The following is a 14,424-nucleotide window of genomic DNA, read 5'->3' on the forward strand; positions in this document are numbered from 1 at the left end:
TGGACGTTGACACTAGATATTATGGATAATCGACCAATTGGTTTTTTGGATTCTGGCGTAGGTGGATTGACCGTCGTACGAGAGTTAATGCGCCAATTGCCACATGAAGAAGTGGTGTATATTGGGGATTCAGCACGGGCACCCTACGGACCGCGTTCTGCTGAGCAAATTCGAGAATTTACTTGGGAATTGGTTCGCTTTCTGTTGACAAAAGATGTGAAAATGATTGTTTTTGCTTGTAATACAGCAACTGCTGTTGCTTGGAAAGAAGTCAAAGAAGCATTGGATATTCCTGTGTTGGGTGTAGTCCTTCCGGGGGCTTCAGCAGCTATCAAAGCGAGTCAGACAGGAAAAATTGGTGTCTTAGGAACACCGATGACCATTCAATCAGATATTTATCAGCAAAAGATTCAGGCGCTGTCGCCTGAGATGAAAGTGGAAAATCTAGCTTGCCCTAAGTTTGTACCCCTCGTAGAGTCAAATAATTATCAATCCAGTTTGGCTAAAAAAGTAGTCTACGAGACATTAGGAAGCATAAGAGGAAAGGTAGATACAGTGATTTTGGGTTGCACCCACTATCCGCTGCTTCGTCCAATTATTCAAAATGTGATGGGCAAAGATGTCAAACTCATTGATTCAGGTGCGGAATGTGCGCGTGATATTTCAGTTCTATTGAATTACTTTGAAATTAACCGCAGTAGGACAACGGAATCCCTTCACCATACTTTTTATACAACTGCTAGTCCAGCAGCTTTTCGAGAGATCGCGGAAAGTTGGCTGGATATGGATATAACAGTGGAGCATGTAACATTATGACAGAAAAAATTTATGAATATAAAGATAAGAATAACTGGTTTATCGGAACATGGGCTGGCTTTAACTATTTTACCTGCTTTGGAGACGATGAGGTGTTTGAAGCTGTACACAAGGAGTTTCATCATTTCTTGAACCAGTTGCAACTCACAGGTCTGCAAATGCATGTTGTTTCCTACCAGTCTCGCTATCAATTATGGACATTCCTTGTTGATATGATTAAAGACAAGACTGGACGCTCTTTGTCTGTCATACAACAAGCAGGAGCAGTCTTGGTGTTAGAGGGGGACAATGTCGTAGCAGTCCAATTACCTGAATCGGGCGTGTCGGTAACTGAATTTTTTGGAAAAAAAGTTGGTCAAGTGTCTGATTTGGGAGATACCATCTTAATTGCAACAAAAAATGAAGGAAAGACCAGAGAATTTCGTCAATTTTTCAATCGACTAGGCTATCGGGTTGAAAATTTGAATGACTATCCAGACTTACCAGATGTGGAAGAAACGGGGATGACCTTTGAGGAAAATGCTCGTCTGAAGGCAGAAACCATTGCTCGTTTAACAGGAAAGATGGTCTTAGCCGATGATTCAGGTCTAAAGGTTGATAAATTAGGTGGCATGCCTGGTGTCTGGTCTGCTCGTTTTTCTGGTCCAGATGCGACAGACGATCGTAATAATGCCAAATTATTGCATGAATTAGCCATGGTGTTTGAACTGAAAGATCGCTCTGCTCAATTCCATTGTACATTAGTCATCGCAGCACCAGACAAAGCCAGTTTAGTTGTTGAAGCGGATTGGCCAGGCTACATTGGTTTTGAGCGAAAAGGTGAACATGGATTCGGGTATGATCCACTCTTTTTGGTCGGAGAAACAGGAAAGACTTCTGCTGAATTGACAGTTGAGGAAAAAAATAGTCAGTCACACCGTGCAAGAGCGCTAGAAAAATTAATGGAGGCATTTCCAGTATGGCAGAAGGAAGCAAACAAACCATCCTAGTCATGAGCGATTCTCATGGGGATCGTACCGTGGTGGAACAGATTAAACAACACTATTTTGGAAAGGTGGATGCCATCTTTCACAATGGTGATTCTGAGCTGGCAAGCGATGACCCCATTTGGGAAGGAATTCAAGTCGTCTGCGGAAATTGTGATTATTTTGGAGGCTATCCAGACAGTTTAGTGACAGAAGTGGGGCCAACTCGTGTTGCTCAAACGCATGGACATCTCTATCGGATTAACTTTACTTGGCAGAATTTGGACTATTGGGCTCAGGAAGTGGGGGCAGATATTTGTCTCTATGGTCATTTACATGCAGCAGCTGCAGAAGTCAGAGGGAAAACTCTCTTTCTCAACCCAGGCTCAGTAACGCAGCCACGGGGGTTGATTCAAGAAAAACTCTATGCTCTTATCACCATCACGGATGCAGCATTTCAAGTGCGCTATTATACTTTAGATCACCAAATCTATCCACCACTGACAAAGGATTTTTTAAGATGATTTCACCAAATATTGAAGCCTTTTTACTGGACCACGAAGATACCTTCTTGACGCCAGCTGATAAATTGGCAGTGATTATTGATACGCATAATATGGATCATGCCAAACTATTGTTGAGCCACATGACCTACTCACGGGTTCCTGTTGTGACAGAAGACAACCATTTTTTTGGAACGATTAGCTTACGTGAAATTGTACAATATCAGACAGAAAATGGCTTATCAGATGAGGAGTTACAGCAGGATATTGCCTTGATTGCAAAACGTGATGTGGTTACGGTCAGCGAGCATTATGATTTGGCTGAAGTCTTACGAAAACTGGTAGATGAATCCTTCCTGCCCGTCTTAGGTGAAGAGGGAGAATTTCTAGGAATCATCACACGGAAATCAATTCTTAAAGCCATCAATGCGCTTGTCCATAACGTTGAAATGGTTGTGAAAAAATAGGTACTATGAAGGAACAAATTGAATATTTTCTACAAGAAAAACAATTGAGCAAAAATTCCTATCAGTCTTATTGGTACGACTTGCAGCAATTTGTGGAATTATGCCAGGGACAATTGACAGAGGCAAAGTTAACCATATACCGTGCCTTTTTGCAAAATGCCAAGCCAAGTGTACAACGGCGGAAAATTTCTGCTGTGAACCAATTCTTATATTTCTTATATGAGAAGGAGCAGATAGACCGATTTTACAAATTAAAGGCAGTCAAATCTACTCTTCCTTCTCTCAGCCAGAGGCCTCCGTTGGAAGATTTCACTGTCATGTGGCAAGAAACAAACCAAAAACAGGGACAACTCATCGCTCTGATGATGGTGACGATGGGCTTGCTTCCCAGTGAATTGGCCTTGTTGCGTCAAGAGGATATCAATCTGAATTTTGAAATCCTTACTTTGGGGCAAGAAAAAGAGAGACGGGTTATACCTTTGCCAAAAGAGTTGCTTCCTTTCTTAGAGAAGCAAGAAAAAGGTATATTTCTCTTTGATAAGAAAGGAAAACCGTATTCACGTCAGTGGTTTTATAATCGGTTGACAGATTTTACGAGGTTACTTGGCAAAAATGAATGGACGGCGCAGAAACTCAGAGAGCAGTATATTCTTCGCCAATTGTCTGCTGGGAAGCCCATCGATGACTTAGCGAAAGAACTAGGACTCACATCAAGGATGAGTTTAGAAAAATACAGACAATGGATATAAAATTAAAAGATTTTGAAGGGCCACTTGACTTGCTTCTCCATTTGGTCTCCAAATATCAGATGGATATTTACGAAGTTCCCATTACAGAGGTCATTGAACAATACTTGGCCTATATTGCGACGCTTCAAGCCATGCGCCTTGAGGTTGCTGGTGAATATATGCTGATGGCCAGTCAGCTCATGCTGATTAAGAGTCGCAGGCTCCTGCCAAAGGTAGTAGAAGAAATGCCTGAAGAAGAAGACCCTGAGCAATTATTGCTGAGTCAGTTGGAAGAATATCGACGGTTCAAGCTGATTAGTGAAAGAATGGGAGAGCAACATGAGGAGCGTTCCCAGTATTTCTCAAAACCCAAATTAGAATTGGTTTTTGAAGATGTCACCTTGGTACAAGACAAGTCTACCATTGACCTGTTCTTAGCCTTTTCAAAGGTGATGACAGAGAAACAAGCTGAATTACGTCAATCCCATACGACTATTGCCAGAGATGAGTACAAAATAGAAGAAGTGATGGATTTTGTTCGTCAGAAATTCGTCCAAACTCCTCGTCTGCAGTTGGGAAAACTTTTCCTAGAGAGTCGGAATATGAATGAAGTGATTACGATTTTTCTAGCTACTTTAGAACTGGTAAAGGTACAAGAAGTGACCATTGAACAGGAAGAAAACTTTGGAGAAATTTACCTGATAAGGAGAGAAAATGAGTCATTTAGCTGAGATTGAAGTTCTATTATTTGTAGCAGGAGAAGATGGCTTGTCTGTTCGAGAGTTGGCAGAGATGACCCAACTGCAACCATCTGCTCTCATGCAGCAATTGGAGAAATTGAGTGAGAAATATACTACAGACTTACAATCAGGATTGGACCTTGTCGAAACTTCCCACCGTTACAAATTGGTGACAAAAAAAGAGTATGCTGAGTTGCTTCGTACATACTCCCGAACACCAATTAATCAGTCCATGTCCCGTGCCTTGTTGGAGACACTCTCCATCATTGCCTATAAGCAGCCGATTACACGGATTGAAGTAGATGATATTCGCGGGGTGAATTCGAGCAGTGCCATTAGCAAGTTACAGGCTTTTGATTTGATCCAAGAGGCAGGTAAGAAAGAAGTATTGGGGCGTCCCAATCTCTACACTACGACGGAATATTTTTTGGATTATATGGGAATCAATGATTTATCTGAACTTCCAGATGTTTCAAGCCTCGATATTACTGATGAAGAGACAGAATTATTTGTGGAAACGTCAGAAGAATAGTATAATACCTAGTGAAGCAATTACACGGTTGTGAAATCGAGAAAGGAAGGGGAGACCTGTCATTAGTGATAATAGGACGGTCGTTCCCTAAAAAAAGAATATGCGAATTAATAAATACATTGCTCATGCTGGAGTGGCAAGTCGCCGCAAAGCAGAAGAGTTTATCAAGCAAGGCCTAGTAACGGTCAACGGTCAAGTTGTTCGTGAACTAGCGACAGATATCAAATCTGGCGATAAAGTAGAAGTAGAGGGGCAACCTATCTACAATGAAGAAAAGGTCTATTATCTCCTCAATAAGCCACGAGGGGTTATTTCCAGTGTATCAGACGATAAGGGACGTAAAACGGTTGTTGATTTGTTGCCGCAAGTCAGAGAACGGATTTATCCAGTGGGGCGTTTGGACTGGGATACGTCGGGATTATTACTCTTGACCAATGACGGGGATTTCTCTGATGAGATGGTCCATCCACGAAATGAAATTGACAAGGTCTACGTTGCGCGTGTCAAAGGGCTGGCCAATAAGGAAAATCTTCGTCCATTGACACGAGGGATTGTGATTGATGGGAAGAAAACGAAGCCAGCTGTCTATGAAATTATAAAGGTGGATCCTGTCAAAAATCGTTCCGTTGTCCAATTGACCATTCATGAGGGGCGGAATCATCAGGTGAAGAAAATGTTTGAAGCAGTAGGATTGCAAGTTGATAAGTTATCTCGTACTCGCTTTGGTAATCTTGACTTGACAGGTCTACGACCAGGAGAAGCAAGACGTCTTAATAAAAAAGAAGTCAGTCGTCTTCATACTTTAGCAGTAACGAAGAGCAAATCATGAGCAGGTTTTTAATTTGGCTAGTGCGTCTTTACCAACGTTTTATCTCCCCTTTGTCCCCTCCTTCTTGCCGTTATCACCCTACTTGTTCTCAGTATATGATAGAGGCCTTGCAAAAACATGGCGCAAAAGGATTTTTGATGGGACTGGCTCGAATTGGTCGTTGCCATCCTTTTGTCGAAGGAGGAGAAGATCCTGTGCCAGATGTTTTTTCATTGCGGCGAAATCCTGCGCCTAGGAAATAAGTTGGTCATTGGAAAAATGAGAAAAAACTGTAAAATTGCGTGAAAAACGAACATTTCTAATCCTTTTTTCTTGCCTTTCAAGAAAATTGTGATATACTTAGAATGTAAAATTCATTTATTTAAATCAAACCTGTTGTGATTTAAGTGAATGAGTCTTCATTCACCATGCTGTTTGCTGAGCTTGACTCCAGGCAGCGTGGCTATTTTTTTGTCTGAAAGAGTTAATGTTATTGGAGAAGTTATGAATATCGAAGAATTATCCTATCAAGAAGAACAATCTCGAAATCATGTTGTATTATTTGAACCACAAATTCCACAGAATACGGGGAATATCGCTCGTACTTGTGCTGCAACGAACAGTCCCTTACATATTATTAAACCAATGGGATTCCCAATTGATGATCGTAAAATGAAACGAGCTGGATTGGATTATTGGGACAAGTTGGACGTTCGATTTTATGAATCCATTGAAGAATTTATGGAGAAGGTTCAGGGAGGGCGTGTCCATTTGATTTCTAAATTCGCCGATAAAACCTACTCTGATGAATCGTATGATGATGGACAGGTTCATTATTTTGTCTTTGGTCGTGAGGACAAGGGACTGCCGGAGGAATTTATGCGTCGCCATTCTGAAAAAGCGTTGCGTATCCCGATGAATGATGAACATGTCCGTAGTTTAAATGTTTCCAATACAGTTTGTATGATTGTATATGAAGCGCTACGTCAGCAGAATTTTGCTGGTTTAGACTTGGTTCATACCTACGAGTCTGACAAGTTGAAATAATGGAATGTCATTTAGAGCTTGAGAGAAAACCCTTGCACATGCAAGGGTTTTTTGATATGATAAGGGTGTCTTCAGGGCAGGGTGAGATTCCCGACCGGCGGTGACAAAGGCGACGTTTTTTACGAGACGAGGCAGCGAGTCGAAGATAATACTGGTGTATATCAAGATGAGCTAACGAAGTTTTGTGGAAAAAAGAGACCCTTTGAAGTCCGCGAGCGCAAGCTGATGTGGTGAAATTCCACAACCGACAGTACAGTCTGGATGGGAGGAGACGAAAAGGCATTTGCCGCTTTTTTACGTCTCTAATTTGTAAAAAATTGGAGGAACCCTATATGACAAACACACGCAAGATGGCTTACATAGCCGTCCTCTCAGCAATTTCATTTCTGTTGATGTATGTACAGTTTCAGATTTTACCAGGCGTCGACTTTTTAAAATTGGATTTTTCAATTATTCCAATTTTGATCGGCCTAGTCATTCTGGATGTAAAGAGCTCGTTTATCATTCTCTTGATTCGTTCTGCTTTACAGCTGTTGCTCAACAATAACGGTCCGTCTTCTATGATTGGGATGCCGATGAATGTGATTGCCTATGCGTTTTTTATTTTGGCCTTGGCCTATATTTGGAAAAATCAACCAACTATCAAGAGTTACGTTGGAGCAGTATTAACAGGAACAATAGTGTTGACCTTGGCTATGTTAGTCCTAAACTATATTTATGCGATGCCGATGTATGCAGCGTTTGCAAACTTTGATGTTGCTAAATTTATTGGGACAAGCCGCTATCTTTTTGCAATGGTATTGCCTTTTAACTTCTTGCAGGGACTGATTTTTGGACTTGTTTTTTACCCAGTGTATCGCGCTTGTCAGCCTATTTTAAAGAAATTTTAATGATTTTTTGATACAATGTGTGTATGAAAAATAAACAAACACATTATAGAAATGCTTCTTTTTTGGCTCTTTTCTTCGTAATATTGGGCTATGTGGTCAAATTTTATCCTGAACAAGTCAGGGGATTTGATCATGTGATACAGATGACGGTTCGAGGCAGTTTGCCACCATTGGTCACAGCCTTTTGGTCGCATATCACAAAGTTAGGTGAGATGGTCACTGTTATCCTATTCGTAGGTCTGATTGCCCTCTTCTTTTATTGGAAACGATGGAAAGCAGAAGCTCTCTTGATAATCGGAAGTTTGGTCTTGTTGGGTGGAGCATCTACAGCCCTGAAGCTCCTCTATCAGAGACCTCGACCAACGATTGAATGGTTGGTGCATACGATCGGCTTTTCCTTTCCCAGTTGGCATACGGCTTCAACCATGTTGCTTGCAGGGGTCTTAGCTATAGTTGTTTACCAGAGAATTGCAGCTCCTACACTGCGCTATATCTTACAGGGAGGACTTATCCTAATGGCGGTTTTAGTAGCCATTTCACGGATCTATGTGGGAGTCCATTACCCAACAGATATTATTGGTGGTTGGCTATTAGCGCTTTTCATACTGGAACTATGCTACCCACTATATGACCGTATTCGCTTTACTTGGCGCTTTCAGAATAAACAAAAATGAGTCTGAGACAAAATAGTTCTCAGTCACAAAAAAGCTAGAGTTTCCCAATAGAGGAACTCTAGCTTTTTAATTTTGACTCGATCTCATTTGTGTTTATTCTGAAGTTGTCTTTTGATCTTTTCCTTCATTTTTGACAGGTTTATCTTTAACCATTTCTAGTGCTTCCTGAATAGCTTGGGTGTAAAGGGTTCCCCCTTCAGCAGTTGTATCCTGATCGAATCCAAAATGAATATAGTCACTGCCAGTCCATATTTGAGGATTGGCTTTTGCGATTCGATTCCAGTCTGCGATGGCAATAAAGTCATATTTGTCTGCCAGCTTATACACGTATTGTGCGTGCTTTTCTGCGACAGGATCATCATATTGAGCTGAGTTACCATCGTATGGTGTCAGTAAAATTAAGTGATGGCCATTTGGTAGGTCTTCAATAATTTTGTTTAGCTCTTCTTCGTAATTGTAGATGATATTGACTCCAGTCGCAATGACCACATCTTTTAGCAGTGTCCCGTTCTCAATGTTGGTCTTCAAGAGTTCATAAGCTTGTTGTGTATTACGGCTTCCTTGGGCGTCAATCAATGCGTCAGGAAGGGCAGCTTGTAGCTGAGGAGTGGCACGTAGGGTCACAGAATCCCCAATGATATTGACGCCCTCAGCAATTTCATAGGCAGAAGCTTTTCCTTTTTCTGCAAAGGTATATGTCTGTTGCATCCGGGTATCGGCTTGTCTGAGTCCATTGACCAATAGGTCTGTTTCAAAGGCTCCAACCTTAGGAGCAAAGAAAGAAATACCAATTGTAGCGAGGGTCAGTAGGCTTGTTATAGCTATCAATCCAGTCTGGTAAGGCGCCAGAGAAATCGTCCGTCCTGCAAAATGTCCTTCTTTTCCACTAAGATAGGGTTCCAAGATATAGAAGGAGAAAGTTGCCAATAAGATGGAAAGAATGGTTGTTAGGATAACGGAGATTGTGTTTCCAAATAGTTGGTTGAAGATAATATACAGTGGCCAATGGAAGAGATAGACACTATATGAAATATCCGATAAATAAGTGATGAAAGCAGGTTCTTGCCTATCAGAGAACCGTTCATGAAGAATACGGCTGCAATAAATCAAGACTGCTGTCGCGATACTTGAAAGTAAAAAGCCTACCAAATAAGTCCAGATACTATTAAAGTTCAAGAAGAGTAATAAAAAGGTGAGGACTGCTAAAGCTGAAGCAACCGCGATAAATACCTTTTTCAACTCAACATGGCTACTGATTCTCTTGAAAGCATTGGTTGTATTTTGAATTCCAACGAGAGTTGATAAACTAGCCCCAATAAAGAATGGGAAGATATGTGTCCAGCTAGAGAAATAAATGCGGGAAAATTCTTCTACAAAGAAGCTAGAAATAAACATGGAAAGGAAACTAGCAAGCGCGATAGCTCCAGAGGAAAGGAAAATCAGCCCCCGCAATTGTCCAATGGATTTGGATACCTTAGCCATGTACCAAACGGCCAATGCCCATAAGATATAGAAATGGACTTCAATAGCCAAACTCCAAGTGTGGACGAAGAGATGGGGAGTAAATTGATTTTCGTAAGAGCTCCCAGCTAAGATTTCGAAATAATTGGTCACGAAACCAAGTGCTGCAGTGATCTGATGACCGATGTTCGCGATAAAATCGTTTCGGACGAACAAGGCTAAGGGCATGGTGACCAGAATGGTCAGAGTGAGTGGTGGGAAAATACGATAGAAGCGACGTCTGAAAAATCCAGCTAAATCAATTGATTGACGGCGTGTGTATTCATCAATCAAGAGTGCTGTGATGAGGTAGCCTGAAAAGGTAAAGAAGACATCGACTCCAAGAAATCCACCAGGGAAAAACTTCACAAAAAAGTGGTAGAGCAGTACCCAAAGAAGGCCGATTACGCGAATAAAAGAAAACCATTTAATCTTCATGTTGATAAATCCCCTGTTTGAATGTTCCTTGGTAAACGGCTTTAGTTTTGGTTGTTAATTTTCCTTTACCATGTGCTTGACCTTGTTTAAAATCACCAACATAGATCCAACCGTCTTTGGAGGTGAAGGTGCCTTTTCCATCAAAAATCCCGTTTTTAAACTGACCGGTGTAGGTATCGCCATTATCAAATGTCAATTTCCCTTTTCCATTCATTTTATTGGCTTGAACATATCCATGGTAAGTTATTTTTCCTTGGTCTAAGGTCAGTGTCTTTTGAGTGGAAGCGCGTCCGGTAAATAGTGTCAGTGCACACAAAACAATAAGAACCAGGCTAGCCAGTTCAGCATTTTTTCGTGTTAAAAAAGGTTGGATCTTCGTTAAAAGACTCTCATTGTTCATTTCCATCTTGTGTATTATCTTTCTTCAATTTCATTACGGCTATTTTACCATTTTTTATAGGAAATAGTCTACTAATCATATTGGTCATTTAAAAATTCTAACCATTTCTGACAGCCTTTTTGGACTTGCTGATAGGTATCTTCAAATCGTCCTGTATAATAAGGATCGGGGACATCTACTGTATCAAAGGCTACGATTTTTTCCTGACAATCTTTTGGCGCCATCGCTTTTAAATCACGGATGTTCTGACGATCCATTCCTATTAAGTAGTCAAAGTAATAAAAATCTTCTTGCGATAAGGGAGTGGATTTTTTTGTAGTATCATAAGGTATATGATATTTTTCAAAAATGCCTTTTGTTCCACGATGTACGGGGTTGCCATGCTCCCAAGTGGAGGTTGCTCGACTTTCGATAATCACTTGATCCGTTAGTGATTTCATGACGAATTCGGCCATGGGGCTCCGGCAAATATTTCCTAAGCAGACAAAAGCAATTTTCTTCATCGTACCCTACTTCCTTTCTATTACTACTATTATACCTTACTGCGGAGCCAAGTTCAATGACAATAAAATGAAAAACAGCCGAAAAGCTGTTTTGTCTATTTGAAGGTGTAATCTTTGATGATTTCAATATCGGTGATTCGAATATCTGTTTTAGGTTTATCCTTGTCATCTGTTTCAACGCTAGCAATCTGATCAACAATTTCCATCCCTTCAATGACCTGTCCAAAAACAGTATAGCCACCGTCAAGGCTTGGGTTTCCGCCATTTTTATAAGCTTCGATGATTTTGTTTGGATACTTTTCAGTAGTTAGTTGAGCGGAGGCGTCTGCTGGGTTTTGGTTGATGAAAAATTGGCTACCATTTGTATCTGCACCAGCATTGGCCATGGCAAGAGCGCCACGGATATTGTATAAAAAGGCTGATGGCTCGTTTTTGAATCCTGCCCCTGAGTCCTTACTTTCATCTTTGCCAGACCAGATGGATTGGCCGCCTGTTCCGTTTCCATCAGGGTCTCCTCCTTGAATCATGAAGTTGTTGATGACGCGATGGAAGAGGACATTATCGTAATAGTTTTCTTTGGCATGCGTCAGAAAGTTTTCAACAGCTAGCGGTGCTTCTTCTGGGAAGAGTTTGATGGTGATGTCGCCTGCAGTCGTTTTTAATTTGATAGCAGCTTCATTTTCAGCAATCTCTGTCGAGAGCTGCGGGAAAGTAGCATCTGGGTTATTAATGGCATAAGCTAGATCCTTAGTGTATTGGCTTGAACTAGTCGTATCACTGTTACTAGTTTGAGTACTACTAGTAGTACTAGTCTTAGTGTCTTTGTTGGTGTCAGTTGAGCAGGCTACTAATAAAAAACTAGCAGCAAGGGTAGCAAATACAAGTGTTTTTTTCATAAAAGACCTTTCTGGATAAAATAAGAATCTGATAAGAGTTATTATACCATAAATGTAGTAGATTATGGTATACTGGGAGAACTGAAAAACATAGGAGATGATGAGATGTACGAAGACTATGCTGTAAAGCCTTATATTTCACCAGAACGAGACCTTGCGACAGAAGATTTTAAACCCGTTCCGAAACGGAATATGGAGCCACTAGCTGATGGTTTGCTAGCAGGTGACATCATACTTTTGTGGCGCATTCAATTTGGCACTTTTACCAATGAAACCTGGTATCCGAAATATTTTGAATATACTTATGGAATTGATGCCCCTAAGCGGCTAGAAAAATTGCTAGCAGAAGGACATGCTATTGTCGAATCTGCCTTTGATTCATTGGATCATGTCACTGGGACGATGAAAAAGAAAATTTTGAAAGAAAAGGGAGTAGCTGGACTTTCTAAAATGAAAGTAGCTGATCTGGATCATGCCTTGCATCGTCATGTAACAGAAGAAGAACTAGGAGCATACTTTACTGTTCGAGGAATTGCCCTAACAGAAAAAGGTGAGGATACGATACAAGTCCATTCAGACATTATTAAACGGCATCCCCAAAAGAAATACTGATAGTCAGTATGGATTTTTTCTCTATTAAGACAGGACACAGCAAAAGGCATAGAAGATCTAAATCTATGCCTTTTTGGAGTGCTAATTTTTTGTCTAGCCTCGATTTGATGACGAGTTTTTCTTTTTATGTCTAAGAATCAGGTAACTAATTACACCGAGTGCTACAACTCCCCCAACAATGAATAAGTTATTAAGTGTAGCGGGTTCTTCTTTTGTGGTTGGAGAAGTCATCTTAGTCGTTTCTTTAGGTAGTTTTGCAACCATCTCTTTTTCCAATTCCTGCATTTGTTTGAATAAGGTTTCTGAGCGTTCCAAGGAATCCTTTGTAACTTCTTGGCTGGCTTCTTGGCTCGATAAATGAGCTGTTGCGTAGTGTGCATCCTGCTCTTTTTGAGTGGCAATCATGTCTTTTTCTAATTGTTGGAAGTAAGCCAATGTTTTGCCTCCAAACAATTCAGGGTGATCCATGGTCATCTCATCGATGTGTTTTGCGACCCAGTACCAAGATTCTTTGTCATACTCAGGAGATTGAGGATGGAAAGCCTTGTAAGTTTCGGTAATGTTCCCATAAAAAGGAATAAAAGGAGTATTTCTGGAAGTCCCCAGATTCAACCAAACGATGCCTCCAAATTCTTTTGGTAGGTCTGGCTTGATTTGGTAAATATGGGCATCAATGACATTTTCATTCCCGAGAGGGTATTTATAAACAGCTTCTTCTTCAGCTGTTTTTGTTACACGGCGTCCTTTTTCACCACGTTCTAAAAGATCCAGAGGTTTGAATTCTGGCATGTTTTCAAACCGATCCCGTTGCAGAGCCATGGCATCTTCGATGGTAAATTTTCGAGAAGAATCAGATGGGGAACGAAGGAGATCAAATGTTTCGTCATTATATGTGACAGAAGAATCAGGATCGAGGAGCTTGATACCAGCGTAGATACGGGAACGGTCTCCTTCATCATAGTTACTTGGTCCGTAAGATTTAGCGATATGGAATTTTCCATTAACTTCTTTATAGGTCTTTGCTTCTCTAGCAACCTTTTCAAGGTCTTTGGAGGCAATGACGTGTTCTGTATCGGTTACGTCAACATGACCCAAGAAATAGGTATTTGGAAAGACAGCATACTTATCGTCTGGAAATTTGATGGCCGCATATTGGTGACCAGATAAAATTTCCATGTACCATATTTCCTTTTGGTCAGCTATGACTATGATATTTCCTTCTGCTGAGCCCTTTTCATCGATGACTTTTGCAACATACTCTATTCCTTCTCTTGCTGATTTGACCCGTGGTAAAACTAGAGATGTCAAAATAGCTTCGGCCAAGCCATCTTTGACCAAAGGATCCACTGCCAAAACTTCGTCGTTTGGGATAGCAGTAACAGTGGCTGTCATAGAAACACCATGTTCATTGAATCCATGAGCATCATAAATTCCTTCCCCGGTCCCCCGACTAGCATCTGGAGCAGAGATATATTTATATTCTTGTGCTTGTCTTGGATAGGAAAATCCATTGGATTCATCCTCAATCATATCCCCTTCTTGATAGGTTTTAGCTGGTGTCACGATGAAGTTCTTGTTGTGGTAGCCAGTGACAACTTCGCCGTTTAGTTCAACAGGAAAAGGGTAGTCTTCTGTGCGACCGTAAAGGACGGAACCGTCTTCTGTTAAATCTTTGCCAATGATAAATGCCGAACAAGCAAAAGCAGTAGAAGAACCAGTTGACAACAGTAAGATAGTCAATAAGGCAAGCGCTAAGTTTCTTTTTTTCATAAGAAAGACCTCCGATTTTTTCTTACTTTTATTATAGCGCTTTCAAGCAAAAATACTCTCGAAAATTTAGCAATTCAAATGCGAAAAATTCGACAAAATGGGAAACACATCCTATCTTTGCCCTTCAAGAACCAA

Annotated in this window: 18 protein-coding genes and 1 riboswitch; of the genes, 13 read left to right on the forward strand and 5 right to left on the reverse strand. The window is 40.8% G+C overall.

Going from position 1 to position 14,424, the window contains the following annotated elements; translation table 11 throughout:
- The first annotated feature begins 21 nt into the window (after window positions 1-21).
- The 12 genes from racE to A3I9_RS0100250 all read left to right on the forward strand — a co-directional run bounded on the left by racE (window position 22) and on the right by A3I9_RS0100250 (window position 8,170).
- Window positions 22-816, forward strand: a complete 795-nt coding sequence (racE, locus tag A3I9_RS0100200; protein WP_026217262.1) for a glutamate racemase — start codon at window positions 22-24, stop codon at window positions 814-816.
- Entirely contained in the window at window positions 813-1,805 is a 993-nt protein-coding gene (locus A3I9_RS0100205) for a nucleoside-triphosphate diphosphatase (protein ID WP_018377063.1), read from the forward strand. The genes racE and A3I9_RS0100205 overlap by 4 nt, the downstream gene beginning before the upstream one ends.
- Window positions 1,775-2,305, forward strand: a complete 531-nt coding sequence (locus A3I9_RS0100210) for a metallophosphoesterase (protein ID WP_018377064.1) — start codon at window positions 1,775-1,777, stop codon at window positions 2,303-2,305. Before A3I9_RS0100205 ends, A3I9_RS0100210 begins: the two co-directional genes overlap by 31 nt.
- Entirely contained in the window at window positions 2,302-2,751 is a 450-nt protein-coding gene (cbpB, locus tag A3I9_RS0100215; RefSeq protein WP_018377065.1) for a cyclic-di-AMP-binding protein CbpB, read from the forward strand. Before A3I9_RS0100210 ends, cbpB begins: the two co-directional genes overlap by 4 nt.
- 5 nt (window positions 2,752-2,756) lie before the next feature.
- The gene (gene xerD, locus A3I9_RS0100220; protein WP_018377066.1) at window positions 2,757-3,500 is read left to right on the forward strand and encodes a site-specific tyrosine recombinase XerD; all 744 of its coding nucleotides are present in this window, start codon (window positions 2,757-2,759) and stop codon (window positions 3,498-3,500) included.
- Window positions 3,491-4,210 (forward strand): segregation/condensation protein A, encoded by a 720-nt coding sequence (locus A3I9_RS0100225; protein ID WP_018377067.1) that lies wholly within the window; start codon window positions 3,491-3,493, stop codon window positions 4,208-4,210. The genes xerD and A3I9_RS0100225 overlap by 10 nt, the downstream gene beginning before the upstream one ends.
- A complete protein-coding gene (scpB, locus tag A3I9_RS0100230; protein WP_018377068.1) occupies window positions 4,194-4,751 on the forward strand; it encodes an SMC-Scp complex subunit ScpB in 558 nt (185 codons plus the stop codon). The genes A3I9_RS0100225 and scpB overlap by 17 nt, the downstream gene beginning before the upstream one ends.
- Before the next feature lie 100 nt (window positions 4,752-4,851).
- Window positions 4,852-5,580, forward strand: a complete 729-nt coding sequence (locus A3I9_RS0100235) for a pseudouridine synthase (RefSeq protein ID WP_018377069.1) — start codon at window positions 4,852-4,854, stop codon at window positions 5,578-5,580.
- Complete coding sequence (yidD, locus tag A3I9_RS13090; RefSeq protein ID WP_211207792.1) at window positions 5,577-5,822, forward strand: membrane protein insertion efficiency factor YidD; 246 nt, start codon at window positions 5,577-5,579, stop codon at window positions 5,820-5,822. The genes A3I9_RS0100235 and yidD overlap by 4 nt, the downstream gene beginning before the upstream one ends.
- 241 nt (window positions 5,823-6,063) lie before the next feature.
- A complete protein-coding gene (locus A3I9_RS0100240) occupies window positions 6,064-6,606 on the forward strand; it encodes a tRNA (cytidine(34)-2'-O)-methyltransferase (RefSeq protein WP_018377070.1) in 543 nt (180 codons plus the stop codon).
- A gap of 63 nt (window positions 6,607-6,669) precedes the next feature.
- Window positions 6,670-6,883, forward strand: a riboswitch (FMN riboswitch).
- Window positions 6,884-6,938: 55 nt separating this feature from the next.
- Window positions 6,939-7,496, forward strand: coding sequence for an ECF transporter S component (locus A3I9_RS0100245; RefSeq protein ID WP_018377071.1), 558 nt, complete (start codon window positions 6,939-6,941; stop codon window positions 7,494-7,496).
- 23 nt (window positions 7,497-7,519) lie between these two features.
- On the forward strand, window positions 7,520-8,170 hold the full coding sequence (locus A3I9_RS0100250) for a phosphatase PAP2 family protein (RefSeq protein WP_018377072.1): 651 nt from the start codon (window positions 7,520-7,522) through the stop codon (window positions 8,168-8,170).
- A gap of 93 nt (window positions 8,171-8,263) precedes the next feature.
- Here the strand turns inward: A3I9_RS0100250 and A3I9_RS0100255 are convergent, their stop codons facing one another.
- The 4 genes from A3I9_RS0100255 to A3I9_RS0100270 all read right to left on the reverse strand — a co-directional run bounded on the left by A3I9_RS0100255 (window position 8,264) and on the right by A3I9_RS0100270 (window position 11,907).
- On the reverse strand, window positions 8,264-10,108 hold the full coding sequence (locus tag A3I9_RS0100255; RefSeq protein WP_018377073.1) for an acyltransferase family protein: 1,845 nt from the start codon (window positions 10,106-10,108) through the stop codon (window positions 8,264-8,266).
- On the reverse strand, window positions 10,098-10,514 hold the full coding sequence (locus A3I9_RS0100260; RefSeq protein ID WP_018377074.1) for an MORN repeat-containing protein: 417 nt from the start codon (window positions 10,512-10,514) through the stop codon (window positions 10,098-10,100). The genes A3I9_RS0100255 and A3I9_RS0100260 overlap by 11 nt, the downstream gene beginning before the upstream one ends.
- 65 nt (window positions 10,515-10,579) lie before the next feature.
- Entirely contained in the window at window positions 10,580-11,011 is a 432-nt protein-coding gene (locus A3I9_RS0100265; RefSeq protein ID WP_018377075.1) for a low molecular weight protein-tyrosine-phosphatase, read from the reverse strand.
- Between the two features lie 95 nt (window positions 11,012-11,106).
- A complete protein-coding gene (locus A3I9_RS0100270) occupies window positions 11,107-11,907 on the reverse strand; it encodes a peptidylprolyl isomerase (protein WP_018377076.1) in 801 nt (266 codons plus the stop codon).
- A gap of 105 nt (window positions 11,908-12,012) precedes the next feature.
- On the opposite strand from A3I9_RS0100270, the gene A3I9_RS0100275 reads away from it, so the two are divergent.
- Entirely contained in the window at window positions 12,013-12,519 is a 507-nt protein-coding gene (locus A3I9_RS0100275; RefSeq protein ID WP_018377077.1) for a hypothetical protein, read from the forward strand.
- A gap of 93 nt (window positions 12,520-12,612) precedes the next feature.
- Here A3I9_RS0100275 and A3I9_RS0100280 read toward each other — a convergent pair whose 3' ends face one another.
- Window positions 12,613-14,289, reverse strand: a complete 1,677-nt coding sequence (locus A3I9_RS0100280; RefSeq protein WP_018377078.1) for a C69 family dipeptidase — start codon at window positions 14,287-14,289, stop codon at window positions 12,613-12,615.
- Window positions 14,290-14,424: the final 135 nt, after the last annotated feature.

The organism is Streptococcus ovis DSM 16829 (genome assembly GCF_000380125.1).
GTDB lineage: Bacteria > Bacillota > Bacilli > Lactobacillales > Streptococcaceae > Streptococcus > Streptococcus ovis.